This is a genomic window from Desulfobacterales bacterium, assembly GCA_030066985.1.
Taxonomy (GTDB): domain Bacteria; phylum Desulfobacterota; class Desulfobacteria; order Desulfobacterales; family JAHEIW01; genus JAHEIW01.
The window spans coordinates 113,839-140,203 of the sequence record JASJAN010000001.1; the positions used below are offsets into that span (position 1 = coordinate 113,839).

The window sequence follows — 26,365 nt, forward strand, 5'->3', positions numbered from 1 at the left end:
CCTCAAATTAAAGGAGATGGAAAATGGCCTATACCTGTAAAAACTGTGGTGCGGTTGCAAATGCACCCGGGCATCTGTGTAATCCGTGTGGTGACAAGGCCAAATGCAGCTTCTGCGGCGCCCCCGAAACGGATCACACCCATCAGTGCAAAGATAAAATCGCTGAAATGAAATTTGTGTGTGGTGGTTGTGGACGCGTGGCAATGGAGCAAGAACATCTGTGCAAACCGTCACCGATTGCGTAGATGCACTCAAACTTCAAGGACGGCTGCGGCGGCCGTCCTTTTTTTTATTGAAAAATTGACAATTCTGCCCCATAAATAACCCATCTGAGGATATGGCAACAGACCCATGAATGCTACCCCCCCCACATTTGAGCAGGGCCCCATCCGACCGCCCAATGAAGCCCGCAGTCTGCTGCTGCGATTGACGCGCAACTGCCCTTGGAACCAGTGCCTGTTTTGTCCGGTGTACAAACGCGACAAATTCTCGCTTCGAACCGTCGATGAAATAAAAGAGGATATACTCGCCGCAAGGCAGATTGCAGATGAAATCAAAGCGCTTTCAGAACAGCTGGGTCACAACGGCACTGTCACCGATGCGGTGGTCAGCGCGTTGTTCAATCAACCCGGCACCAGCAATCAATATCAAAGCATTGCTGCCTGGCTGTATTACCAGACAGATGCCTGTTTTTTGCAGGATGCAGATAACCTGATCATGAGCACCAAAGACCTGGTGACGGTGTTGCAGTTTTTAAAAGCGCAATTTCCCGAGATTAAGCGGGTGACCACTTATTCCCGGTCTAGAACCGTCATTCGCAAATCGGTTGACGCGTTAAAACAAATCCGCGCCGCCGGCCTCGATCGCGTTCATATCGGGCTGGAAAGTGGCTATGACCCCTTGCTGAAGCTGATGAAAAAGGGTGTTACCGGAGCGCAGCACATAGAAGCCGGTAAACGCTTGCTGGCTGCCGGCATGCAGGTATCTGAATACGTGATGCCCGGACTGGGCGGCCAAGAAATGTGGCGCGATCATGCCGTCGAAACCGCCAAGGTGCTCAATCAAATTAATCCCCATTTTATTCGTCTTCGCAGTCTCCGGGTCCCCCTGCATGTACCGCTGCACAGCCGGCTGGAAGATGGCAGCTTCACAATGCAAACCGACGATATGTTGGCCGAAGAAATCGGGCTTTTCATTCAAACCCTGGATGGCATCAACAGCACGGTCACCAGCGATCATATTATGAATCTGCTCGAAGAAGTCAGCGGCAAATTGCCAGATGAAAAGGAAAAAATGCTGGCTGTTGTTCAGGCCTATCAGGATCTTTCGGATAGCGACCGTCTGATTTATCGCGCCGGCCGCCGCGGCGGCGCCTATCGCTCAATTGATGATTTGAAGCGCGATCCGGCGACCTACCAAAAAATCAAAAACCTGATTGAAACCGTGACACAGGAAGAGGGCCCACAGGGAATCGAGAAAATGATTTCTGAAATGGTCGACCGGTACATCTGATAATCTCCTAAATGATCAGAAATGCAGCCTTTATATGAGGTGTGTGTTGTATTTGGTGTTTAGTGTTAGCAAGCTAAAATCCAATACAAAGCGATATAGTTCATACCAAACACCAAAAACTAAACACAAAACACTATACACCAGGTTTAAACATCCAACTGACATTAAGAACGAATTCCCGGAGAAATGAAAAGTGCAAGCAATTCGCATCCTGGGAACCGGCTCTTACGTCCCGCCGAAGCGGTTGACCAATAGTGATCTGGAAAAGATGGGGCTGGACACCACCGATGAATGGATCCGCAAGCGCACCGGCGTGCGGGAACGAAGAATCGCGGATCCCGATGTTACAGCGGCTGACCTGGGGTGCGCGGCCTCTCAAAGAGCGCTGGCGGCCGCCGGTCTGACCGTCGGAGATATCGACTTAATCATCATGGCCACCATTACGCCGGACACCTGCTGTCCATCAGCCGCAAACTGGCTGCAGGCCAAACTGGACGCACCGCAAGCAATTACCTTTGATGTCACTGCAGCCTGTTCCGGCTTCATTTTCGGTTTAAACGTGGCCGAACAGTACCTAATGAACAAAACCTGCCAAAGGGTTTTGGTGGTGGCCGCTGAAATAATGACCCGTACCCTTGATTGGCAGGATCGAAATACCTGCATTCTGTGGGGCGACGGCTCCGGAGCTGCGGTGCTGGCATTGGGAACGGATGGTCACGAAATTCTATCCACCCACATCCACACAGACGGTGCCAAAGGACAGGATCTGCTGCTGCCTGGCGGCGGTTCAAAAACCACACCTATCTCCCATGAAAGCGTCGACCAGGGCCGACATACCCTGAATATGATTGAAGCCAGTTTGAGCTTCCGGGTGGCGGTGCGCCATTTTATCGAAGCCATCAATGAAGCTGTAACGTTCAACGATTTAACGGTCGATCAGATCAGCTGGATTATACCGCATCAGGCCAACATCCGTATGTTTCAAAACATTGCCAGATCGCTCAAAATCCCCTTTGACCGCTTTTACCTGACGCTGCAAAAATATGGCAATATCTCTTCGGCGTCCTGTGCCATTGCTTTGGATGAAGCTGCGAGTGACGGCAGTATCAAAGCTGGAGACTTCGTCTGCTTGCCGGTTTTCGGTGGCGGATTGACCTGGGGCAGTGCCCTAATTCGATGGTAGCCCAGCCGCATCGATAACACTTTGAACGTTGAACAGCGGCTATTTCGATAATGCTCTACGTCCGAAAATCGTCTTCAATGCGGCCGAGATCTTTGGCGGAAAATCGATGTTATGAAAGCCCGATGGTTTGTTTGATTTTATTGACCATCTGCCCGGCTACATCGGTAATTTCGTTAACCTTCAATCCATAGGCAACTACTGCCATTACGGCCATAAAAGCGGTTGTGGTCAGGGCTATGACCAACAAACTTCCAGTAAAAGTGGCAGTATCAATCCCTTTCAGAAGGTTTGCTTTAAACCAGACAAGCAGTGGTCCCAGAATGACGCTGAGACCAATCATCTTCCCATAAAAAACATAAACCGGTCGAGTTGCGGTATTTTGGCTTCTTTTATTCCATATCATATACAGCACAGCCACCTGTAAAATCTCCGAAATTGAAATTGCGATGGCGATACCCTTGGCTCCGAAATATCGCAATCCTAAAATATAAAAAGGGATGCTGAGTAAAACCGCTATGCTGCCATAAATAGCCGGAAATAAAGTGTTTTGTGTCGCATAAAAGGCCCTGGGCACAATCGTATAGGCCGCAAGAGCAAACGCACCCACGAGCAAATAGATCAGAATATCCGCTGTCAGGGCAGTTGCGGCAGCATCAAATTGGCCGCGCTGGTAAATGATAGACACCACCTCATTTCGGACCACCATGAGCAATACCGAAACCGGTATGACCAGCGCTAAGTAACGCAGGGTGTTATTCAGCAGATTGTTCATTTCCGCCAATTTGTTTTCAGCGACCAGTCGTGCCAAAAATGGATAAACGGCTGTTCCAATGGCCTGCCCGAATAAAGCAACCGGAATGAGCATGATCTTGAGGGCATAGTTGATGCCGGAAATTCCGCCCGGCGGGAGATAGGAACCAAAAATCCTGAAAAAAAATTCTCGAGAAAAGGTCATGGTCAGGCCAAGCATCAGCGGAAGTGTTAAAACGATATACTTTTTAAGGTCTGGATGTCTGAGCTCAAATGAAAATCGAAACGTCATACCAACCCTTCGAGCGCCGATGACCTGAACCATAAAATTGCAGGCCGCACCACCCAAAACCCCCCAGGAAAAACCAAGCATCCCCAACCGGCTACCCAATAGAGCCCCGCCCAAAATGATACAGAGATTATAGATAATCGGGGACAGGGCGGGTATCGCAAAATTTTCTTTGGCATACTGGACAGCCATTAATAGCCCACTGGCAAAAAAGAAGATCTGAGCTGGAAGGATGATGCGGGTCATACGAATCACCGCTATTTTGAGCGCAGGGTCATCAATCCCAGGTGCCAGCACCGAAATGATTTCGGCGGTAAACACTTCAGCGATGAGAATGAAAAATATGAGCAGCGCCCCAAAATTGGACAGAATGATAGAAAATACACGCCACCCCCCGCTCTCATTCTTTTCCGAGAGGTAGCGGGAAAAAATTGGAATGAATGTAATGGAAAGAAAACCGCTGGCAAGAATATGATTTAATATTTCAGGTATTAGAAAAGAGAGCTGATAGGCATCAACTTCGCTCCCTGCTCCCCGAAAATAAGCAATGACCATTTCCCTGACCAACCCGATTAGATTGCTCAGCAAAATCGATGTCATCATTATCAGGGAAGCAATGCCAACTTTTTTGTAGACGGAACGCGACATGCGGGTTGCCTGTTAAAGTGAGATTAAAAAGCATATTCGGCCGCTAATGTTGCCATTGCCTTATCAGAAAGCATCGCAGAAGGCAAAGCATCATCGATGACACTGGTGATCAGTAAATAATTGAAGATCCCCTATTCATTTTCATGCAAGATCCAGGTAAAGCTTGGATTTTGCACGCGTCGGAGGCTTTCATATGCAAGGCACTTAAGGGTGAAGCTATAGTGTACTATGCTTCACCCTAAATAACGCAGCAGATGAAAGCCTGCGATCGCCCAAAGGGTGAAAATGAATAAGATTAAATGATATGTATCCTTATTTTTTGAAAAGCCCATTTGGTTTATGATGCCAGTTTTTGACCCGCTTTCAGTAATATGGCCTTACAATCTCTTATTCATTTTCATGCAAGATCCAGGTAAAGCTTGCTTTTGCCAGAGGTTGAACCCATATTCTAGAGGGATCAAGAGTGAAACCCTTGAAGAAGGCTCAGGAGCGGCTCAAAGTGCCGTTTCTTGACAGGAATAGGCAAATCTTTTAAGATGATTGAAGTAATGACCAAAAGAGAACATATTTCACAAAAGATAACGGCACTCTTTGTTTACGGACGACCACCGCTGGTGTTTGCCGGCTTAATTTGCGCCATTGCGGTTATGTGGACCCAAAGTCCGATTATGTATACGATCGGTGTGCTGTTTTTGTTCATTGCCATGAGCTTTGACCTGGTTGATGGCTGGTTTGCGGCACGTTTTGAGCTTCACCCACCCTTAGCGCAGCTGGCCGACCGCTTGATGGATAAACTGGTCTACTCGATTATCTTTCCGTTGTTGGCTGTTGGCGTCATGTGGCGCGTCCACTTCAGTTCACCGGATCCCACCCGGGGAGAGATGCTGCATGCCATCCTGGTGTTATTACTGGCGGTAACCGTTTTGGTTCGGGACAATTTCGCCCATTTTATGCGCGGTTTTGCCATCCGCAATGACCAGGAACTCGAATACAAAGAATTTACCCGCCTGCGGACGATTGTCGCTGCACCGGTGGGGGCCTTGCTTTATGCCTATGCGTTTTATGTGCCCGAAGGACCACCTTCGAATATATATTTCTGGATATCGTGGCTGGGAAATCTGCCGTTGCGGGGTTTGTTGTTTATCGAAATCATTTTTTTGATTATCAACTTTGCCTCGATTGCCGGTTATGTTCGCAAATACGGCCGACTGTGTCTGGACGATTTGTGTCTAGGAGATGAGCAGATGCGCCGTCGCATTCTGGCCTTCCTTCCCAATACGTTGACCCTGATGAATGCCGGCATGGGGCTGCTGGCGGTATTTTTTGCATACCAGGGACGCATCCGAGAAGCATCGCTGTTTCTGATCGGCGCGGCGCTGTTTGACAAGCTCGACGGCGCCGTTGCCCGCAGACTGGGTCTGACAGAACCTTTAGATGACGAAAAACCAAAAGAGGGCATCAGCTTTGGGAGTTTGCTCGACGACATTTCAGATGCAGTCAGTTTTTGTATCGCTCCGGCCTGGATTTTTTATATCACCCTATCCGGCCATCCAGATCCGGTCCTGCAAAAACTGCCCCTGGGCTGGATTGCATGGTCGTATGCATTGCTGGGCATTGGACGCCTGGTTTATTTTACGCTGGATAAATCACCGATTCCCGGGTTTTTCAAGGGTATGCCGACGCCGGCAGCCGCTTTGCTGGTGATGTCGGGTCTGATTATTTTTAGCCAGGTCGTCAATGACAGCTCCGAATGGGTTCGCTTCTGGGGTGTTTCTAGCGCTGGGTTGGTCATCGTGGCCGCCCTCCTAATGAATGCCTATCCAGTGCGATATCTGCATCTGGGTCGTTTCATGAGTCGGCATCCCTGGTTTGGGCGCGGATCACTGATGGTTATCTTCTCCGTATTCACACCCTATTATGGTCAGGCCAGCCTGATCTATATGCTGCTTTACACCCTTTCCCCCCTGGTCACCTGGCGTATCGATCCGGAAATCGCTGCCCGGGAGACCCGCACCAAACCGGCTATACCATAAATGCTTTGCTAAAAATTGGCGATCACGGTTTTGGGTTGAGCCGGTTGAAATCGGTATAATGTGTCTGATTTTATTTTTACGGGCCAACCGGCAACGGGCTCAACCGGCTTAACCGATTTAGGTTTGGATTTGTGCTTATGGCAGCACAGTATCTTCGGTTTCAAAGTCAAAGAAATAGCCATCCGGCTGCAATTGAATCGGCTCCGGCACGGCCCAGCTGCCCCCCAGGGCGCGGTGCAGATTAACGCGGTTGGTTAAAATATTCAAATCCACCTGGGCCAGATTGTCTTCAGCGGTAAACCGCGTCTGCTGGGCATCCAGCACGTCCAAGTATTGAATCAACCCCTTGATATAGCGGTTTTGAGCCACCCGCTGAGTCGCCCGGGCCTCCTCCAGAAATACCACCTCGCGCTCCCGGCGCTCCAATTGCTTTTTACGGGTCAACAGCGCACCTTCCACCTCGGCAAAGGCATTTAAAACGGTGTTGGCATAATCTGAAACCGCTTGCTCATACTGGGCTTCGACACCGCGCTGGCGGGCTTTGAGGCGGTCGGCATTCATGATCGGTTGCACGACACCCCGGGTGAAATTCCAGATCACGCTGTCGCTTTTTAGCAGCCGGTCTTTACCATCTGAATTCCAGCCGTAACTGCCGGTAAGGGTAATTTGCGGAAAGCGATCCGCCTTGGCAGCGCCGATCTGCTCGTTTAAGGCCCGTAGCCGCAGTTCGGCAGCACGAATATCGGGCCGTTTGAGCAGCAGGCTGGACGCCAGACCGGTCGGCACCGGCGCCGGCTGACGATAGTAGTCCTGGGGCTGGGTTCGTGCCGGTGAAGTTTCGGGATAACGACCCAGTAAGATCGCCAGCTGCTGTTGGGTGATCCCCAGTTGTTGCTGCAATTCGGGGACACGAACCTGGGCACCGGCCAGGACGCGCCGCGCCTGGCGAACGTCCAGAGCAGAGACCAGGCCACGACGATAACGGATTTCGACAAACTGTAAACTGCGCTGGAAAGCAGTGATGCTATCGGCGGCAATCTGCAGACGCCGCTCAAAGGCTTCAATTTGCAGATACAGGTTGATGGTTTCCGCCACAAGGGTCTGGGCAACCGTTCGTCGATTGGCCTCATCAGCCAGGATATCATTCCAGGTTGCCCTGGAGGCCTTGGCCAGGCGGCTCCACAGGTCGATTTCAAACAGAGCCAAAAAGGTTAGCTGGTGGGTGGTAATCGTGCGACCGCGCCCGACATTAACCCCCCCGAAACGACGTTTATCCCATTCATAATCAACATTGACCTGGGGCCAGCGGTCGGCACTTACCTGAACAAACTGCGCCCGGGCTTCCAGTATGCGGGCCGCGGCCTGCTTCAAGTCCCAGTTATACACCAGGACCTCCTCAACCAGCCGGTTGAGTTCGGGATCATTGAAATCCTGCCACCATCGATCGGCAATCACCGCATCGACGTCGGATTTTAACGTATCGTTCTGAAAAAATTCCGGCATATCAATGTTGACATCGGGGCGCTGATAATGCGGACCCAAATTAATGCACCCGATCAACGTGTTGAGCAATACGCCCAGTATGCCGATCAGAATCAAACGGGGTGTCATGATGGTATCTCCTTTAGTCTGTTATCCAATCCATTGATTTTATTTAATTATCAAACTAAGAGGTTGTATAAAACCTCAGATTTAATGTCAAGCCCGGCTTGGGCTAAGCCAATTCGCAAAAGGGTTCGGCCAAAGGTAAATTCTTATATATCCTATTGAATTCATTTTATTTAATAAATGGAAACACCCTTCCCAGAAGCCATCATCACGAGCACCCATGAGGGTTGGGTTTTTTGATTGAACCAATGCATCAAACTCAATAATTGCAGAACATAAGCCTTGCAAGACGATTCAAATTAAAGTAATAGACATTCACATTAGGTGTACCGCATTTAGAGGCATTCGCTAAGCCTTAAAAACACAGGTAGCCATTGAGAAATGCCTTCCGGAAATCCCGGCCTTCTGATCTGGGCGATGACGCCATGAGACCGGGCATTGTCTTTTTGCCAACCTTCGGGTGACCGGATATTTGGAGGATGATTACCATCATCAGGTTTCAGGCCTGCTATGGCATGAACCGAATATTGGGCCACAACAATCCTTCCCATGGACAGCTGTTAGGATACCGGCTCATCAACAAGTTGAACCATTAAATCGGCTGAAAGTTGAAGCAGAATCGATGACTGAAGCAATAACATCTTTGGGAATCTGTTTGGGGGCATCAACTGTATCGATTGTCCAGTTAAAGCAGGTCACAGGGCCATCGACAGGTGGCGATGCGCAACAGCGACCCAGACCGTTGCTCATTGAATCCGCCCTGTATCCCCACGAAGGCGATCCCAAGCGTACATTGTTAAAAGCTTTTGAAAACCTGAATGTTAGCTCATTTGACCGCATCGCGGCCACCGGTCGCAAATTCCGCAAATTTGTAAATCTGACCTCCATATCCGAACCTGAAGCCGTCGAATATGCGTATCAATTTGTTAAACCGGCAGGTATTGATTGTCCGGCAATCATTTCCGCCGGTGGTGAGACGTTTATGGTCTATGTTCTGGATCAGACCGGCAGCATATCAAACGTGATCACCGGCAACAAATGTGCATCGGGCACCGGTGAATTCTTTCTGCAGCAACTGCGGCGCATGAATGTGTCTTTGGATGAAGCTGCCCAGTGGGCGTCGATAGCGTCGCCCCACCACGTTTCGGGTCGCTGTTCGGTGTTCTGTAAATCGGATTGCACTCACGCCACCAATAAGGGGGTTCCAAAATCCCAGGTCACCGCCGGATTGTGCAAAATGATGGCCAATAAAATTTTGGAACTTTTAAAAAAGGTCGAGCGGCGCAACTTATTGCTGGTCGGCGGCACCGCCCGCAACAACATGATGGTCGATTATCTCAACCAGGATATCCCCGGGCTAATCGTACCGGGTGAAGCTCCTTATTTTGAAGCGCTGGGGGCCGCACTCTGGGCACTTGAACATGAAACCGCCGCTGTTCAAGGTGCAAAGAATTTATTTCATTCTGAAATCACGTCATTTGATACCTTACCACCGTTAAACGATTACACCGCTGAGGTTGAATTTAAAACCATCGAAAAAGGGCAGGCTCGCCCCGGTGATACCTGTATTTTTGGGCTGGATGTCGGCTCCACCACCACCAAGGCCGTTCTTTTGCGCAAATCAGATGATGCCATATTGGCCTCGGTTTATTTGCGCACCAACGGCGATCCGGTGGGTGCGTCCCGGCGCTGCTACGAATCTATTTTGGCACAAATCAAGACGCAGGTGGACGCTGCGCAGCTGTCGATAATCGGTCTGGGTATATGCGGCTCAGGCCGGCAGATCGCCGGATTACATGCGCTTAGCGATGGGGTCATCAATGAGATTATCGCGCATGCCACTGCGGCGGTATACTTTGACGCGCAGGTGGACACCATTTTTGAAATCGGCGGTCAAGATGCCAAATACACCTATATCACCAATGGGGTGCCGTCCGATTATGCCATGAACGAGGCTTGCTCGGCCGGAACCGGTTCTTTTTTGGAGGAATCGGCCTATGAAACCCTTGGGGTTGCGATGGAAAAAATCGCCGATGCGGCCTTACAAGGAAAGCACCCGCCGAATTTTAACGATCAGTGCGCCGCCTTTATTGCCTCTGATATTAAAAACGCCATCCATGAGGGCGTGCGACACGAAGACATTGTTGCCGGTCTGGTTTATTCCATCTGCATGAATTATTCAAATCGCGTCAAAGGCAACCGACCGGTAGGTGAAAAAGTATTTATGCAGGGTGGGGTCTGTTACAACAAAGCGGTGCCACTGGCGATGGCGTCCTTGATCGGCAAGCCCATCGTCGTTCCGCCGGAGCCCGGGCTTATGGGCGCATTTGGTGTGGCCCTGGCTGTCAAAAATCGAATCGATACCGGACTGATGCCCACAGACCAATTCAATCTGGAAACGCTGGCAAACCGAAGCGTTACCTACGGGAAATCATTTGTTTGTAAAGGCGGAAAGGAAAAATGCGACCGCCGGTGCGACATTGCCATGATTCAGGTTGAAGGCAAAAAGTATCCGTTTGGTGGCGCCTGCAACCGCTACTACAACCTGCGTCACAATGTAAAATATGACGTCGGAAAATTGGACCTGGTACGCGTCCGCCAGCAGCTCATATTTGAGAAATACGGTGCAGCCAAACCAGCGGATGTGGGCCGCAAACAGCGGGGGACCATTGGCTTCAACCGCAGCTTTTTGATCAACACTTACTATCCGCTGTATTCCAATTTTTTCGCCCAACTGGGATATGCGGTTGTGCTGCCGTCGCAAGCCTCACAGGAGGGTATTGACCAGCGTAACGCGCCATTTTGCTATCCGGTGGAACTGGCCCACGGGTTTTTCTATTCGCTGATCGAAAACCAATCGCCACCCGATTTTATTTTTTTACCCCATTTTAAGGCGGTACCCAACGATGCGAACGCCGGGGAAGATTCGCACTCCCAGGTGTGCCCGCTGGTTCAGGGGGAAACCTTTTACCTGCAAACCACCTTCCGCAAGAGACTGGGACAGCTTGCCGAAAAGGGAACCAAGCTTTTGAGTCCTTTGGTCGATCTTTCACTGGGCATCGCCGAAGCCAAAAAGCCGTTGGTTGCCTCTGCCATGCAAATGGGCATCAAACGCAAGGAAGCTGAAGCTGCGTTTGAAATCGCCATGCGCAGACAATTGGATTGTATGGCGGAAATGCAGACCATCGGGCAAAACGCCATGGCCGAACTGGAGGCGGATCCGGAAAAATTCGCCGTGGTGATTTTTTCGCGCCCCTATAATGGCTACGCCGATGAGGCCCATATGGGCATCCCGTATAAATTTGCCTCCAGGGGTATTCTGGTGATACCGCTTGATTTCCTAAAAATCAGCAAAGAACGATCCAAGCGACATATGTACTGGGGCATGGGCAAACTGATGATGAAAGCCGGTCGGCTGGTCAAACGCCACCCCCAGCTGTTTGGTACTTACATCACCAATTTTTCCTGCGGGCCGGATTCATTTGTCGTCGGGTATTTCCGCGAAATTATGGGCCGTAAGCCCTCCCTGACCCTTGAGTTGGACAGCCACACAGCAGATGCGGGGCTGGAAACCCGGGTTGAAGCGTTTTTGGATATTGTTCAGGCCTACCGACAGTTGGTCACCCAGAAAAAAATCAATCAACGACCGCAAATTTTTCGTCCAGCCCAAATCACAAGTCAAAATGGAGCGGCCAATATAGTGACATCTTCCGGTGAAACTTTACCGATGACCGATCCGCGGGTCACCGTTTTACTGGCATCAATGGGCAAGCTGTCTTCTGAGGCATTTGCCGCCGTTTTGAGAGGTTCTGGCTTTCAGGCCGAGGCGCATCGCCCCTCTGACGAAGCCGTTTTGAAACTGGGTCGCGCCAATACCTCCTGCAAGGAATGTCTGCCCCTGATTCTGACCACCGGCACGCTGTTGAGCTATATCAATAACGGCAAACGCGATGATGAGGTTGTGGTTTATTTTTTTGCCACCGGCACCGGGCCATGTCGATTCGGGCAATACTATATTTTTATGGAAGATCTCATCAAACGGCTTGAAATACCGGATGTGGCATTGTTTACCCTGAGTTCTGAAGATGGGTATATGGGGATGGACAAGGATTTCGAAACACGGGGATGGTGGTCGGTGGTTGTTTCCGATGTCATGGAAGACATTCGCTCGATGATTCTGGCCAATGCGGTTGAAACCAAAAAAGCCATGGAACTCTTTGAAAACGAATGGCAGGCGCTCCTAACTGCACTGGAAGATGGAGACTTTTCGGTTCTCGAACACCAATTAAAGCACACTGCCAGGCATCTGCAGCAGTTATCTATGAAAAAACCGTTTGAAAGCGTCCCTAAAATCACGCTCTCCGGTGAAATATTTGTGCGGCGGGATGCGCTTTCGCGTCAATACATCACAGAGCGTCTGGCTGAAAAAGGTTTTGCCACCGTCTGTTCACCGGTTGCCGAGTGGCTGTTATATTGCAATTACATGGTCGATCAGGGGCTGAGTCCTGACAATATGAACATATTGGAAAAATTAAGATTTAAAATTCGCAACAAATTTCAGGCCCGCTATGAAAGGCGAATCAAATCGATATTGAACCAATCCGGCCTGGTGCACGCCGAGCCTATCGATATCGATACCTTCATCAAAAATGCCTCGGCTTATATATCCAAAAACCTTCCGGGTGAAGCGGTACTGACGGTAGGTGGTTCCCTAACCGAAATTGTTACACAATCCTGCGGTGTCATTGCCATTGGCCCGTTTGGCTGCATGCCCAACCGGTTGTCGGAAGCCATATTAAACGAAACCATGACCCGTGAAGAAAAACTGGCAACAGAACCGGCCAACCAGCAGCTGAAAGCCGTTCTGACCGATGTCGAACAGCTTCCGTTTCTGGCAATCGAAAGCGATGGTTCCCCTTTTCCACAACTCATCGACGCCAAACTGGAGACGTTTTGTTTACGGGCCGAACGACTGCACAACCGCATTCAGCATTACCCGTACAAGCCCGGTCAGCATTAAGCCAAATGGCAATACCGGGCTGCAACCATACGAATCGCAATTGCCAAATCAAGGATGAGAACCCATGCGTCCGGCTTTTATCAGGGTTGCGACCCAGATGGCAGTGGTTGTGTGGCTGACCTTAAACCCGTATGCACCCGGGAGAGGTGAATCCATGTCGCCGGCAAGTCCGACTCAGACGATTCAGTTGCCCGCAGCGCGCAGCGATGGAGATATCTCGGTCGAAAAGGCCCTGCAAAGCCGAAGATCGGTGCGCTCGTACAAGAAGGACCCCCTGAGTCTTGCCGAAATTTCCCAGCTCGTGTGGTCCGCCCAGGGAGTAACCCATCCGCGCGGTTTCCGGACGGCACCTTCGGCCGGAGCCCTTTATCCGCTGGAGCTCTATGTCATTGCCGGCCGGGTCAAAGACCTTCCCGCCGCCATATATAAATACCGCCCCGACCAACATGCACTGGTCAATATTATCTCCGGCGACAAGCGATCAGAGATCAGTCGTGCGGCTCTGCGCCAAGGGGCCATCAAAAAAGCACCCGTCGTCTTGCTGTTTTGTGCCGTTTATGCGCGCACCACCGATAAATACGGCCGACGCGGTCTGCGCTACGTCCACATGGAAGTTGGCCATGCGGCCCAAAACGTAAGCTTGCAGGCAATCGCGTTGGGGCTTCAGACAGCAGTGATCGGTGCTTTTAGGGATGAGGCGGTCAAAGAAATCGCCCGATTGCCCGTTGATGAACAGCCGTTGTACTTGCTGCCCGTCGGGCGGTAAATCGGATTATCACTTCACCATTGGATTTCCTTGCTATTTTAAGAATTCGTGTTAAAAATTGGTACTATGCATAACTTGGTTTCAGGTGTTCCGCCGCAGGCGGATTCAGGTTTCAGTGAAGATGAGACTAAAATCGAACACAACGAAAAGATCCGACTGATATTGCTATTCGGTAGCAAGGCCCGACATAGGTCACCGAAGGCCTGACACCTGACACCTGATAATGTTATGACCAACACCGAGACATGGCTGATAGCAAACACGAAGATGTTGTCTTGAAAAAGAACCGCAAGGCAATCTGGGGCTGGGCTCTGTATGACTGGGCCAATTCTGCGTTCGCTACCACAGTGATGGCCGGATTTTTTCCCATTTTTTTTAAACAGTATTGGAGCTACGGTTCAGATGTGAATGTCAGCACCGCCCAGTTGGGATTTGGTAATTCCATCGCTAGTTTGATTGTCGCCCTGATGGCCCCCGTTATGGGGGCCATAGCCGATAAGGGATCGGCTAAGAAAAAATTTCTGGTTTTTTTTGCCTATCTGGGCGTTTTGATGGCAGCTGCCCTGTTTATGGTCCAGAGGGGACAGTGGGGCTGGGCCATTTTCATCTACGCCATGGGCATCATCGGCTTTTCCGGTGCCAACGTTTTTTACGATGCCCTGCTGCCGGATATTGTGGGCGAAGAAAAAATCGACTATGTCTCTGGTCTGGGGTTTTCCATGGGGTATCTTGGTGGGGGTCTGCTGTTTTTGATCAACGTACTGATGACATTGAGACCCCACACCTTCGGACTACCCGATGCCGCTGCCGCTGTGCGGTTTTCATTTTTATCGGTGGCTTTGTGGTGGGGTCTGTTTACTTTTTTTACCATATTCTGGGTGCCGGAGAAAAAAGGCACCGCTACGGATAAAAGCGATGAAAATATTCTCGCCGCAGGTTTCCGCCAATTTGTCGGAACATTTAAAAAAATTCGCCACCTCAAAGTGGTTTTTACCTTTCTGCTGGCCTATTGGTTTTATATCGACGGTGTGGATACCATTATTCGCATGGCTGTGGATTATGGCCTCTCTCTGGGTTTTGATTCCAATGATTTAATCATCGCGCTGTTACTCGTCCAGTTTATCGGATTCCCAGCGGCCCTGGTCTTCGGCACGTTGGGAGAGCGTTGGAGCGTTCGCAAATCCATCTATCTTGCCATTGCGCTTTATATGGGCATTACGGTGTGGGGCGCGATGATGACCGATAAAATCGAATTCTACATCCTGGCTATTGCCATCGGTCTGGTGCAAGGCGGTATCCAAGCCCTCAGCCGATCGTATTATTCACGTCTGATTCCTAAGAACAAAGCTGCCGAATATTACGGCTTCTATAATATGCTGGGCAAATTTGCTGTTATTTTGGGACCGATTTTAATAGGCACAGTCGGATTGACCGCCAGACGATTGCTGATGCCGCCCTCACCAACACCCGAGCAGATCATTGCCGTTGGCCAAATGGCATCTCGTTGGGGCATCGCCTCCATTCTAATTTTGTTTATCGCCGGTGCGGTGCTTTTTTATTTTGTCGATGAGGAAAAGGGGCGGGAGCAGGCAGCCCTGCTGGAAGCCGACTAAAAAATGATCTCAAAAATGCATCTAATCCGCCAGAGGCGGACAGACGCCCAATGGTCCGCCAATATTCGTGGCGGATTAAAAACCGATTCAAAATGCTCGAATACTAATCCGCCGGAGGCGGACTCCACTTTTGAATCGGTTTTCGCCTTGCCCTTAGACGTGATCTACTATTTTTGAAATCGCTTTTACTTTTTTATAAGCTCCAGGGTTTCAAGATATCCGAACCTACCTTTGACCTATCAACCGATTGACGGTCTTTTGAAGTTCCACGGCATTGTCGGAAAAAACCCATTCGACACCCCGATTCAGCTCACGAAATAAGCAGTATTTGGAGTTGACATAACCGGTCGCCAGATGCTGCATGAAGATTTTATGCTTTTTAAGGCGCGAGCGGGTCAGCAGGGCATAATGCCCGGCGACCCCGCTGTAATTTTGTTCTATGGCCAGTTTGCTCAGTTGTGAAAAATTAAGATGCGCAACCGGTAAAAAGGCGTTTCGGGGGACACAATCGATGAGGTTAAACATCTGTGGTGTCATGGTAAGCAGGTGATAGTCTTCCACTGGCTGCAAGGGGGCCAGCAACTCTTTTAGAATCCGGTTCTGGCGGGCCCGGTCCGGATATTCCTCGGCTTTGATCTCAATCATCAGATGCATTTGGGGGCTATACCTGGGGACCAGTTCGGCCAATGACGGGACCATAGGGCACTTGGATTTAATTTCAGCCAGGGTGGCCTGATGGATGTTCAGATCGGTGCCGAACACCCTGCGCAGGTTCGTATCATGCAGGATGACCGGTTGAAGATCCTTTGTCCAGCGCAAATCAAGCTCGATTCCCCAAACGTTGCTCTCTCTGGCACGGTCAAATGCCGCCAAGGTGTTTTCAAAAATGACCCGATTATCGTAATCGCCGCGATGGGAAATAATTTTACACCTTCGCAGACATTCATCGGGAGGAGTACGCTGCGGCCAACGGGCATAAAACCGGTCCAGTGCGTGGCGAATGGTGGTCTCTAAAGTTGGCAGAATCTTCATTTCATCCCAATCCATCACGGGCGATTCAAATTTTGCGTGATGCCGCATTTAATCAGACCGATAGTTCCAGAACCATAATCGAAATTCAAGCAAATTTATCGACTACAACGTAGCGTTTGAAAAAAGCTGATCGATTAGAATTGGGGGTTTAGATATTTGGGAACTAGACAAATCAACTCATTAAGGGTGTTTGCGGACGGGCTCAAATAAATGCCTATCCGAAAATTAAACCAAGACCGGATGGAAACGAATTAACGATACTGCGGATGATTAACTTTGGTCAGCTTTTTAAGACTTTGTTTTCGCAAATTTCTATTCAGACGCTTGGGCTTCGGTCTTTCGATGCGTTGGTGTTTGGTTTTGGTCAGGCGCTTGAGACTGACAAATTTGGGGCCCTTCTTATGGCCGTTCAGATCCGGAATCGGAACCCGGCTGGTTAAATAGCGCGACAATTCATCCACCGTCTTGACTTTCTCGGATTCGGTTAAATTCAGGCCGGACCGGATACCGATCATTGCGATGTCGGTTAGCGCCAGCGGAATACCGCCTTCATGATGACGAGTCGTATGCTCATCCGACCAGATTTGTTTTCCGGATCTGGTATCCCAAACCGCTATGGATGCGCCCACGGCCAACTGCGAATAAATACCCGCATATAAGCGCTGATATTCAGTGACGTTGCCAACAACAACGGCATCACAGCCCAAAATTCGACCCAGCATGCGGGCCGATGCATGGTCTAATTTATCCGGCCTCATCACGTTATGGATCTTGAGCTTGCGATCGACCTCATGCAGCTCAATATCCCTGTAAGGTTGGGCAGATAAATGGCTGTAAAATGTGGTACGCACAAATTCGTTGAGGTCCTCTGATTCGGTCTGGTTGCCAAACGGCAAAATGGCGATTGATTTGGGAGGATTTCTGACAATGACCCACTGGACTTCATCATCACTGTCTTTGACAAAGCCCAGCTGAGAGGCACAACCGCTGACCATCATCAAACAAATGATGACCGATACCCAAGATGCTAAGTGCCGAACCCAAATTTTGCAATCAACGAATGTGAACATTGCAAAGCCCCCTGTTTAATGGTTGCTGCAATTTATTCAGTTGCACAACCGAACCTCAGCAGAGTTATGTCCAGGATCAATTTCGCTGAGAAAGGTCCTGGCCATTGCCAAATTAGCTTTGGGGTTTTGCCAAAAAAAAAGCTGCGCCACCATTATTCCGGTAACCAGCTTTGCAGACATGCTTTGGCAACCCGGCGATCCGCCGAAGCGGACCCGTGGCTTTCCGTCACCCGATTACTCGGGTTTTGGCTTTTTCATCAACGAATTTTAATGAAACGCTCATATGGCAGCGTTCGCCTTTAAAAGCGTGCAATAAACAGGCCCAAGGCTTTAAATTCAAATAGAATATTAATTTTAGCAACTTATAATAGTGCGCCCTGTTTATCGCACCCTCAAAATGACAAATATTGTCAGATTTTGTGACAAAATAGCGTCCTACCAGCCAGCCCCACCGCTTTTTCTGACCGCGATCCAATAATTCAAATCAAGCCAAAAAAAAGCGGTTATTCAATTAAAGCCTTTCTGAAAAATGCCGATAAAAACCATATACCTGGAGTGTACAAATTCTTTATCATCTCTGCATGATACGGTCCGTTTTGATCAGAATACCAAAAAGCTGAGTGGTTAATGTTTAAATTAATTCAAAAATCGAATCCTCAAAAGGTTCACGAAACTCAAAAGAAAAGTTTCCGTATTGGAAAGTCAGATCACTGTGAGATTGTCATCGGTGATCCCCAGGTTGCAGACGTTCAGGCCCAGGTCGGCCACAAAGAGAATCGCTATTTCATCAAAAACCTGGGACGCAGTGAGATAACCGTCAATGGGCACCCCACCGAGGGTCAATTTTTAAATAATGGGGACGAATTGGCACTGGGAAAATCCACTTTTGTCATTCAGATGACAGATACCGCACATCCGATATCCAAACCCACCCCCATGGACGATAAGACCATGGTGCTGGATACCCCCAGTGATGAATCACTGGGGCCGCGACTGGTATGCACCACCGCTTCCGGTAAAAGCAAAATTATTCCCTTAAAATTGGACAAATTGATTATTGGAAGATCCAACGAAGCCACCTTGAAATTGATGCACCCGTCCATTTCTCGAAAACACTGCGTAATTGAAAAGCAGGACGATGGTTTTGTTGCCCGCAATATCAGCACCACCAATCCCCTTTTTCTGAATGACCAGACGATTTCAGAACAACGCCTTTATTCGGGAGATCAGCTCAGAATGGGCACGTTTTCAATTACCTTTATTTCTGATCAAGCAACCGACGCCCGTCAAACAACCCAAAAAATTGTGCTTCCCGAGAAAAAATCCGGCCGAGGGCTGTGGCTGGCAGCGATGTTGATTCTCACTTTTTCAGGGTACTTGCTCTACATGCACGCTTATATGCCCTGGAAGGCGCAACAAAAATTGACCGCGGTTGCCGATCAGATTGAATTGGGTGAATTTTTGCCCGCTAGGGATGCCATCAAACAGCTGCTGCTCACCGATCTTTCGCCTGAAAATGCGCAAATGGCAAAAGATATGCTGGCCCAGATCACTCTGGCCATCACTCAGCAAAAGGCAGAAAAGGGAGACGTGGATGCTGCCAAGGAATTTTTAAAAGCGTATCTGGCCAAATATGGACACGGACAAGAGGCCGAAACGCTCTGGGATCGTTTGGATTATTACCGTTTAACTTTAGGGGAACAGCTGGAATCAAATAACCAGCATCAATCTGCCTTGAGAGAATACGCCTCTATTCGTGAAGACAGTATATACTTTGAAGAGGCCCAAAAAGCCATTCGCCGGATCTGGCTGGCGTATCAGCAAAAAAACCATCAAAAACACAATATGGCCCAGCTGCTAAAAGAAGCCGAGAGCCATTTTATCGCTAAACGGTATCTGACACCGGTTAATAAAAATGCTTTTTCCGTATACCAGGTTATTCTGGCGACCAATCCCAAGCACGAACTGGCGCTTCAGCGCATTCAACAGATGAAAACTTATTACCGCGAGCATGGAGAAGGTTATTACAAAAAACGAAACTGGCCCAAAGCCCTTTTTTATTTTGAACGCTACAGTATCATCGACCCTGAATCCAAAAAAATCAAAGCCAAAATTACGGCCTGCCGCCAGAAAATGGTTTCTGCTAAAAAAGGCAGCAATGCCAGCAATACCCGCGGCAGCAAGCTGACAAAGAAAGAAGAAAAGAAAAAGCGTGAAGAAATCCAGCGCCTGCTGGAAGAATCCGGTACCGAGAGTTCCCGGATCATGAAATATCTATTTGAGGAAAAAGAAGGCGAATCTGACTCCGATACCCCCTGGTAATTCTGATTGCGGTACCTATTTATCCTTCCGGGTATGAGGGTGCCATAAGAAACCAGCAGAAAGCAGCAAACAAAAATTAAAGAAAAACACAAAATAGAAGCCTTCGTGCATTGAACCGTTTGTGAAATGGTTCTTTCAGAAAGGATGTCGAGCCTTTTGGCCGTGACCGTTATACTTAACCTTTTGATGAGATCATCCCATGAGACATAAAACTTTTACTTTTTTGGTCGTCATTTGCCTGGCAGCGGGCATCAACGGTTGTGCCATCAAAAATATGCTGATGCCTGACCCTGAACCGGCCGTACTTGATAAGGATCAATTGCCGCACAAGGTTGCGATTGTGCCTTTTGTCAACAAGACCTCTAACCCGGAGGCCGGCAGTATCGTTCGTAAAATGTTTTACAACTTCTTTAGTTCACTGAATTATTTAGATATAGAGCCGTTTGTCATCGATGACAACTTGAGAAGAAATGAGCTTTATCAGGCGGTCGTATCCGGTGATCCCGTTGCCGCAGCCCGACTGGGTCAATTGCTGGGTGTTGATGCGGTTATTTTCGGCGAGGTGACCAGCCTGGGTAAAACTTATGCGCTAGTGTACTCGGACAACTCTGCGGGCTTGAAAGCCAGAATGGTGCGTTGCGATTCAGAGCAGATCATTTGGGAGCTTGAGCACAATATTCATATCCAGGATGGCAGTGTTCCCCTGAGTCTGACCGGATTGGCAGCAACGATTGTCAAAACCGCCATTACGCATCAAAAAGCCTCTCACCTCCAGGCCGCCGCCGAACTTTGCATGCAGATGGTCGCCACCATTCCAGACCGCGAAGGGGTGAGCGAACCGCCCCCTAGAATTATTGCGCTGGTTCACAACGCGGCAGGCAAATTGCTGCGACCGGGGGATTTACTCAAAGTCGCCATGATCGGTGAAAAAAATCAAAAGGCCAGTTGGAGTATCCCGCCGCTGGTTAAAAATCTGCCACTAAAAGAAAAGGAACCCGGTGTTTATATCGGTGCCTATCGCATCCGCAGCAAAGATCGCCTGCCCCACGGGCGTATAATCGGATATTTGCGATCCAATACCGGTACCGGCAGCCAGTGGGTCGACACCCTGGGTCCCATCAAAATCGGCGAGCCAACAGTGCTGCCGCCAAAAATCACCAAAAACACCATTCTCACCGCTGCCAAAAGCCCTTATCTGGTAGAAGACGCGCTGGTGGTCTTGCCAGGGGCAAAACTAACCGTCCAGCCCGGAACGGTCATATGGTTTCTGGATCTGGGTCTGATTGTAAAGGGCGAGCTTCGGATCAATGGAACAAAAGAAGCGCCTGTGCGTTTCGCCAGCTTGGGTGACGGGGGCTGGAAAGGTATTTTTTTAGATAAAACCAAAAACGGCACCCAGATCAATTACTGTCAAATTTCGGATGCCGAATTTGGCCTCAGAGTGACAGACGCGACGGTTAAATTACAAAATTGCCGCTTTCAGGATAATGTCTGGGGAATCGTTCTTGAGCATAGCACTGCTGAAATTCGCCATACGCTTGTGCGCACATCCGGCAAAATTGGGATCGCTGCCCGTAAAGCCCAGCTGACCGTCGAAAATTCAGTGATTACCGAAAATGGCGCCGGCGGGTTTATTCTGGAAAAATCAAAGGCCAAAATTCAGCAAAACAATATCGTCAACAATGGCAACTGGGCCATCAAGGTCGCAGACTCTGCCAGCAAGGTTAAAGCCAAACACAATTGGTGGGGGGTTGAGGATCCTGAACAGACCGAAATTGTCGGCCAATTCAAAATTCAGCCGATCCTGGAAAAACCGATTGAATTCAGGATTGACAGCTAGTACCTGGCTTTTTCATAAAAATTACTGCGATGTAAAATTTTCATTTAAAGAAAACATATTAGGGAAATTAATTTTATTACCATAAAAAATCTGTTGGGTGAAACGGATAAAAATCATTTTATCGCATTAATTTTCACCCGATGGGCGAGCCGGAGGCTTACATCTACTGCGTTATTAGGGGCGAAGCATAGTTCACTATAGCTTCGCCCCTAAAATGCCTTGCATATGAAAGCCTCCAACTCGTGAAAAAGCCAGGTATTGCCATCCGAAAATTGGTCAATCAAAGGGGCCCGATTGCTGGATGGCTGGTCAATCTTTTACAGTGTCTGGTATTTTTTAAGATACAGCTCGGCCTTGGTCACATCATCTAAGGCCTGATAGCATTGGGCGATAAAATAGACCCCTTCCTTCAGGTGCTGTAATTTTAAAAGCAAACCCAGCGCCTGGTGATAATCTCCAACATTCATATAGCTGATCGCCACGCAAAGCTGCAATTGCTCCTCGTGTGGGAAAATTTCAAGTCCCGCTCGTAGAATTTGAATGGACTCATCGAAGGCTCTGCGCTGTTGATACAGCATGCCCAATCCCAGATAGGCACGCGCATTGGGGGCGTATGTCAGAGATCGGCGATAGAGTTTTTCGGCAATTTGGTCTTTATGAGCGATGGCGTCGATACCGGAATAATCGCCTTTGTCAAACGTCAGTGCCAAGCGCGAAAAAAAATCCGAATGCTGCGGGTAAAATTCCGGGTCATCGACCAGATCCAGAGCCTCGACAAATTCAGGGAGCTTTTCATAAAACCGGTTTCGGAGCTTTTTGCCAAATTCCAGGATGAGATCCTTTGATAGCGAGGGGTCGGTTTCAAAATACATGATATCTTCGATTCGTTGCAGCCAGATATCATCGCTAAGCGTGTTACGGTTTTTGTAATCATCAAAAAGGGCTGTTCCCGGATATAAATCCAAGATATAAAATATGATGCTCAATGGTTTTATGGCATCTATCAGCTCAATCGTTTCCTCAATGGTTTGCCAGCTTTCCTGGGGGCAGCCATAAATGAAAAATGCGCGCGCCATGATACCGTACTTTTGCGTCAGCTCAAATGCCTGGCGGATCTGCTGGCTGCTTATTGTTTTGCCAAGTAGTTTGCGTATTTTTTCAGAACCGCTCTCCACCCCGTAACTGATTTGGATACAGCCGGCTTTTCTCATCCAGTAGAGAATTTCGGCATTGATCATATCGACCCGCGAAATGGCCGCCCACTGCACATCCATTTGGGTTTGAATGATTTTTTTACATATCTCAATGACCCGACGGGTGCTGATTGTAAACGTGTCATCAGAGACATAAAAAAACCGGATCCCTTGCTGGTAGAGCAACGAAAGCTGCTCGACAAAATAATCCACCGAATGAAATCGAACCTGGCGGCCCCAAAATTGGGGCGAGCCGCAAAAATGGCAATTGGCGGCACAGCCGCGAGTCAGCGATACGTGTTGATAGCTAAAATGCTGCGCCGGTACGGGAAGTTGATCGAGGTCGCATATCGGGTCGGCATCTGAGTTGCGGCGCACACGACCGTCCTTGCGAAAGGCCAGTCCCTTGACGTGGTCAAGTTGATAAGCTGTGCCTTGATCGAGGCATTGAATCAGGTTCAAAAAAGAGTATTCGCCTTCACCGATCACAACAAAATCCACCTCGGGAAAATGGGTTAAAAAGTGCTCCCACAAAAAGGTGGCGCCAATGCCGCCAAAAACAACTTTAACTTGCGGATTCACCTGTTTGGCAATACGCGCAATATCGATTCCCCCCCAGCGGTTGGCATGCAGGATGGAAAACCCGATCACATCCGGGTTTTTGTTTATCAGTTCGGCTTTGATGTCTTGGGAACGGTTGCTGGTGTTATGCCAGTTTAAGATCTCCACATCGTAGGCGTGTTTTTTGAGAAGCGCTGCAATGTAAAAGAGCCCCTGGGGTACCACACTGATATCCTCGTCGTTCAGCCGTGACTCGAGACAATACGGATATATTAATAATATTTTCATTCCAATATCGTGTCACCCAAATAATTTGTTAAAGGACCGGGGTGTTTTTGTACCCAACGGTTGATTATCGCGGGATGGTTTAAATAACAAAACGCCCCGACCCTCAATTGACGGTATTCACAGAGATTGGCAGCTATGAAGGCCATTGATAACTTTGATAGCGAGGACGAGATCACAGCAAACCAAAGATGCCCCATGTCGTGCTCATCCTCGATAAGAATATGTTTAAACCTGAAATTCGTTATTGTCAAAACAGGTATCAAATTGCAAAGTGACTAAAGCGCATGCGATTTGACTTTTCAATTGCATTCTGGCATGGAAACACGCATCATGACAAACCGACCCATCCATATCAAGGCTGTTCTATTGCGCCTTGAACCCACGACTGCTTTGCTGAAATCCAGTCAGGATCTTATTGCAAAAGATCTGCAACTTGGCATTATCAGCCGCTCGGATTTAGACACTGTTCAGGAGGCATTGCGCAGTTGTCCTTTTATCAATGAAGATGATATGGATGTCATCATCAGCCGGCCTGAAATCATGCGCCACAAAGCGGATGCGGACCTGATTCATCGTGCCGCACAAAAGATGAATATAGCGGTCGGCAGCGTCCTGTTCATATCACCGCATCCACCCGAGATCCGGGCCGCGCAGCAGATAGGCGCCATAACCGCATGGATGCGCGCTGGACAGGAAGCGGGCCCGGAGGCATCCTCCGCCGACTTTGAGTTCGAAAACATTGCCGAAATTAAAGATATGGTCCGCATGGGCATCCCGCTTCCGGCGGGCAAATTGCCGAATCCGCTATTACGAAATTTTCTAGATCAATTTATTTTTGAAGACCCAAGCGTTTTGATCAATCCGGGTGTTGGCGAAGATATTGCCGCCGTTGATATCGAGACCGAAGAAGTCTTGGTCCTTAAATCCGATCCCATTACCTTTGCCACCGATTCCATCGGACAATATGCCGTCTTAATCAATGCCAATGACATTGCCACTTCCGGTGCGACTCCCAGGTGGTTTTTAACAACGCTATTTTTCCCCTGCGGCACAACGCCTTCACAAATTAAAGGTGTGTTCGATGAACTCAAACGCTTTTGTCAGCATTGGGACATTACGCTGTGCGGCGGGCACACAGAGATTACAGACGCTGTCGTCAGACCCGTCGTGGCCGGAATGATGGCGGGTACGGTTTCCCGCAAGGATCTGATTGATAAACGCCAGATGAAAAAAGGGGACCACGTGCTGTTATCCAAGGGAGTGGCGGTTGAAGGGACCGCTATTATTGCTAGAGAATTCGGTGACCGTCTCAAAAAGCGGGGCGTATCTGCCAACGAAATTGATCATTGCCGTCATTTTTTAGATCAGATCAGCGTAATGACTGAAGCTAAAATTGCCGCACAAAACCCAGGAACCGATGCCATGCATGATGTAACCGAAGGGGGGCTGGCGACAGCGCTGTCGGAATTGAGCGTGGCAGGGGCGCATAAAATCAGGATCGACATGGATCAGATCCCCGTCTATCCGGAAACGCAAAAAGTATGTAATGTGTTGGATATTCATCCGCTGGGATTGATTGGTTCCGGCAGTCTTTTAATCTGCTGCCGCAGCACCGAGAGTCAAAAACTGATGCAGCGCATCGAAGCGGCTGGCGTCATGATAAGCTGCATTGGTGAAGTAATGGACAGTGGTCAGGGAATCCAGGCCTATGAGGGTAACAAGCAAGTTGCTTGGCCCAGTTTTGAAGCGGATGAAATCACGAAGTTGTTTTGATGGTTGAGCCCGTAAGCCCGTTGCCGGTTAACCATATAAATAGACTGTATTACTTTTTTGCGAGCCTGACGGCCTCACCGGCCAACCAGGAAGTTTTTGTCTACTTTTTGAGCCCGCGACGAAATATTTCAAAGCCAACATCAAGCGTTTGTTTTAGATAATCTTTTCTTTCATCGATTATTTTTTTACTGGTCAGCCATAAGACCACACCGGAAAACAAAGCCCAAAACGTGTCAGCCAGTGCCACTGGATGCTTGTCAATGAAGATGCCCTTTTCTACACCTTCTTTGAATATTTGCGCAATCGAACCGAGGGATTTACGCGACAGCATTTTAATTTCTTCCATGAGCTGTGGCGATAAGTTCTTCAGCGTTTCACTGGATTGCAGGTGAAACATGTTGATAATGATCAACGGATCAAATTCATAGACATCGTACATGGCATCTACCAGAGATTTCAACTTTTGTTCCGGCCCGGAGTCTTTTTCTTCATTGACATGTTCGACACGAATTAAGAGATATTGAAGAATTCGAAGCGATAACGAAGCATAAAGCTCTTCTTTGTTTTTGAAATAAAGATACAAAGTTCCCGGACTGAGTTCCGCTTCCTGAGCAATGTCTTCCATGGTGGCTTTATTGAAACCTTTATCTGAGAAAACCCTTTTAGCGGCAACCATGATCTGCTGTCGCCGCCGCTCCTTTTCTCTTTCTTTCCTTTCCTGGATTCCCATGGCCCAGATCCTTTCTGAATATCATTTATTTATAATATGACTATATAATTATTATTTATTATTTAGTCAAGTAAAATATTTGCTGCCACCCCCATGCGCAGTGAGTCTAAATTGCTTTAACTAATTATAATAAT

The 26,365-nt window shown here is 48.8% G+C and carries 16 protein-coding genes and 1 riboswitch; of the genes, 10 read left to right on the plus strand and 6 right to left on the minus strand.

All coding sequences use genetic code 11. The features are described 5' to 3' along the window. Window positions 1-23 precede the first annotated feature (23 nt). From QNJ26_00450 to QNJ26_00460, 3 genes are all read left to right on the plus strand, one after another. On the plus strand, window positions 24-245 hold the full coding sequence (locus tag QNJ26_00450; GenBank protein MDJ0983979.1) for a hypothetical protein: 222 nt from the start codon (window positions 24-26) through the stop codon (window positions 243-245). A 106-nt stretch (window positions 246-351) separates the two neighbouring features. Beyond that, window positions 352-1,512 carry a radical SAM protein gene (locus tag QNJ26_00455; GenBank protein ID MDJ0983980.1) on the plus strand — a complete coding sequence of 387 codons (1,161 nt, stop codon included), beginning with the start codon at window positions 352-354 and terminating at the stop codon, window positions 1,510-1,512. 193 nt (window positions 1,513-1,705) lie between these two features. After that, the gene (locus tag QNJ26_00460) at window positions 1,706-2,695 is read left to right on the plus strand and encodes a beta-ketoacyl-ACP synthase III (GenBank protein ID MDJ0983981.1); all 990 of its coding nucleotides are present in this window, start codon (window positions 1,706-1,708) and stop codon (window positions 2,693-2,695) included. A gap of 109 nt (window positions 2,696-2,804) precedes the next feature. On the opposite strand, the gene murJ is transcribed toward QNJ26_00460, so the two are convergent. Next, window positions 2,805-4,382, minus strand: a complete 1,578-nt coding sequence (murJ, locus tag QNJ26_00465; GenBank protein ID MDJ0983982.1) for a murein biosynthesis integral membrane protein MurJ — start codon at window positions 4,380-4,382, stop codon at window positions 2,805-2,807. Between the two features lie 548 nt (window positions 4,383-4,930). On the opposite strand from murJ, the gene QNJ26_00470 reads away from it, so the two are divergent. After that, window positions 4,931-6,415 carry a CDP-alcohol phosphatidyltransferase family protein gene (locus tag QNJ26_00470; GenBank protein ID MDJ0983983.1) on the plus strand — a complete coding sequence of 495 codons (1,485 nt, stop codon included), beginning with the start codon at window positions 4,931-4,933 and terminating at the stop codon, window positions 6,413-6,415. Between the two features lie 135 nt (window positions 6,416-6,550). On the opposite strand, the gene QNJ26_00475 is transcribed toward QNJ26_00470, so the two are convergent. Next, on the minus strand, window positions 6,551-8,026 hold the full coding sequence (locus QNJ26_00475) for an efflux transporter outer membrane subunit (GenBank protein MDJ0983984.1): 1,476 nt from the start codon (window positions 8,024-8,026) through the stop codon (window positions 6,551-6,553). A 619-nt stretch (window positions 8,027-8,645) separates the two neighbouring features. Between QNJ26_00475 and QNJ26_00480 the strand changes: the two genes are divergently transcribed. From QNJ26_00480 to QNJ26_00490, 3 genes are all read left to right on the plus strand, one after another. Next, a complete protein-coding gene (locus QNJ26_00480; GenBank protein MDJ0983985.1) occupies window positions 8,646-13,043 on the plus strand; it encodes an acyl-CoA dehydratase activase in 4,398 nt (1,465 codons plus the stop codon). 64 nt (window positions 13,044-13,107) lie between these two features. After that, window positions 13,108-13,809: a SagB/ThcOx family dehydrogenase gene (locus QNJ26_00485; GenBank protein MDJ0983986.1), complete on the plus strand. Its 702-nt coding sequence runs from the start codon at window positions 13,108-13,110 to the stop codon at window positions 13,807-13,809. Between the two features lie 245 nt (window positions 13,810-14,054). Beyond that, entirely contained in the window at window positions 14,055-15,422 is a 1,368-nt protein-coding gene (locus QNJ26_00490; protein ID MDJ0983987.1) for an MFS transporter, read from the plus strand. Between the two features lie 225 nt (window positions 15,423-15,647). Here QNJ26_00490 and QNJ26_00495 read toward each other — a convergent pair whose 3' ends face one another. Together QNJ26_00495 and QNJ26_00500 are read right to left on the minus strand one after the other, a co-directional pair. Continuing rightward, window positions 15,648-16,454 (minus strand): glycerophosphodiester phosphodiesterase family protein, encoded by an 807-nt coding sequence (locus QNJ26_00495; protein MDJ0983988.1) that lies wholly within the window; start codon window positions 16,452-16,454, stop codon window positions 15,648-15,650. Between the two features lie 251 nt (window positions 16,455-16,705). After that, window positions 16,706-17,524 (minus strand): DUF799 family lipoprotein, encoded by an 819-nt coding sequence (locus tag QNJ26_00500; protein MDJ0983989.1) that lies wholly within the window; start codon window positions 17,522-17,524, stop codon window positions 16,706-16,708. A gap of 182 nt (window positions 17,525-17,706) precedes the next feature. Further along, a riboswitch (cyclic di-GMP riboswitch) is annotated at window positions 17,707-17,784 on the minus strand. 367 nt (window positions 17,785-18,151) lie between these two features. Between QNJ26_00500 and QNJ26_00505 the strand changes: the two genes are divergently transcribed. Together QNJ26_00505 and QNJ26_00510 are read left to right on the plus strand one after the other, a co-directional pair. Beyond that, window positions 18,152-19,846, plus strand: coding sequence for an FHA domain-containing protein (locus tag QNJ26_00505; GenBank protein ID MDJ0983990.1), 1,695 nt, complete (start codon window positions 18,152-18,154; stop codon window positions 19,844-19,846). Window positions 19,847-20,045: 199 nt separating this feature from the next. Continuing rightward, window positions 20,046-21,686, plus strand: coding sequence for a DUF799 family lipoprotein (locus QNJ26_00510; GenBank protein ID MDJ0983991.1), 1,641 nt, complete (start codon window positions 20,046-20,048; stop codon window positions 21,684-21,686). A 317-nt stretch (window positions 21,687-22,003) separates the two neighbouring features. Here QNJ26_00510 and QNJ26_00515 read toward each other — a convergent pair whose 3' ends face one another. Further along, window positions 22,004-23,728 (minus strand): cobalamin-dependent protein, encoded by a 1,725-nt coding sequence (locus QNJ26_00515; protein MDJ0983992.1) that lies wholly within the window; start codon window positions 23,726-23,728, stop codon window positions 22,004-22,006. Window positions 23,729-24,058: 330 nt separating this feature from the next. Here QNJ26_00515 and QNJ26_00520 point away from each other — a divergent pair, with 330 nt between their 5' ends. Beyond that, window positions 24,059-25,501 (plus strand): AIR synthase related protein, encoded by a 1,443-nt coding sequence (locus QNJ26_00520; protein MDJ0983993.1) that lies wholly within the window; start codon window positions 24,059-24,061, stop codon window positions 25,499-25,501. A gap of 100 nt (window positions 25,502-25,601) precedes the next feature. Here the strand turns inward: QNJ26_00520 and QNJ26_00525 are convergent, their stop codons facing one another. Next, entirely contained in the window at window positions 25,602-26,231 is a 630-nt protein-coding gene (locus QNJ26_00525) for a TetR/AcrR family transcriptional regulator (protein MDJ0983994.1), read from the minus strand. Window positions 26,232-26,365: the final 134 nt, after the last annotated feature.

What these genes read in the sequence shown, in the direction of transcription:
- QNJ26_00450 (MDJ0983979.1), top strand. Translation starts at nt 24, where the DNA reads ATGGCCTATACCTGTAAAAACTGTGGTGCGGTTGCAAATGCACCCGGG.
- QNJ26_00455 (MDJ0983980.1), top strand. Translation starts at nt 352, where the DNA reads ATGAATGCTACCCCCCCCACATTTGAGCAGGGCCCCATCCGACCGCCC.
- murJ (MDJ0983982.1), bottom strand. Translation starts at nt 4,382, where the DNA reads ATGTCGCGTTCCGTCTACAAAAAAGTTGGCATTGCTTCCCTGATAATG.
- QNJ26_00470 (MDJ0983983.1), top strand. Translation starts at nt 4,931, where the DNA reads ATGACCAAAAGAGAACATATTTCACAAAAGATAACGGCACTCTTTGTT.
- QNJ26_00475 (MDJ0983984.1), bottom strand. Translation starts at nt 8,026, where the DNA reads ATGACACCCCGTTTGATTCTGATCGGCATACTGGGCGTATTGCTCAAC.
- QNJ26_00480 (MDJ0983985.1), top strand. Translation starts at nt 8,646, where the DNA reads ATGACTGAAGCAATAACATCTTTGGGAATCTGTTTGGGGGCATCAACT.
- QNJ26_00485 (MDJ0983986.1), top strand. Translation starts at nt 13,108, where the DNA reads ATGCGTCCGGCTTTTATCAGGGTTGCGACCCAGATGGCAGTGGTTGTG.
- QNJ26_00490 (MDJ0983987.1), top strand. Translation starts at nt 14,055, where the DNA reads ATGGCTGATAGCAAACACGAAGATGTTGTCTTGAAAAAGAACCGCAAG.
- QNJ26_00495 (MDJ0983988.1), bottom strand. Translation starts at nt 16,454, where the DNA reads ATGAAGATTCTGCCAACTTTAGAGACCACCATTCGCCACGCACTGGAC.
- QNJ26_00500 (MDJ0983989.1), bottom strand. Translation starts at nt 17,524, where the DNA reads ATGTTCACATTCGTTGATTGCAAAATTTGGGTTCGGCACTTAGCATCT.
- QNJ26_00505 (MDJ0983990.1), top strand. Translation starts at nt 18,152, where the DNA reads ATGTTTAAATTAATTCAAAAATCGAATCCTCAAAAGGTTCACGAAACT.
- QNJ26_00510 (MDJ0983991.1), top strand. Translation starts at nt 20,046, where the DNA reads ATGAGACATAAAACTTTTACTTTTTTGGTCGTCATTTGCCTGGCAGCG.
- QNJ26_00515 (MDJ0983992.1), bottom strand. Translation starts at nt 23,728, where the DNA reads ATGAAAATATTATTAATATATCCGTATTGTCTCGAGTCACGGCTGAAC.
- QNJ26_00520 (MDJ0983993.1), top strand. Translation starts at nt 24,059, where the DNA reads ATGACAAACCGACCCATCCATATCAAGGCTGTTCTATTGCGCCTTGAA.
- QNJ26_00525 (MDJ0983994.1), bottom strand. Translation starts at nt 26,231, where the DNA reads ATGGGAATCCAGGAAAGGAAAGAAAGAGAAAAGGAGCGGCGGCGACAG.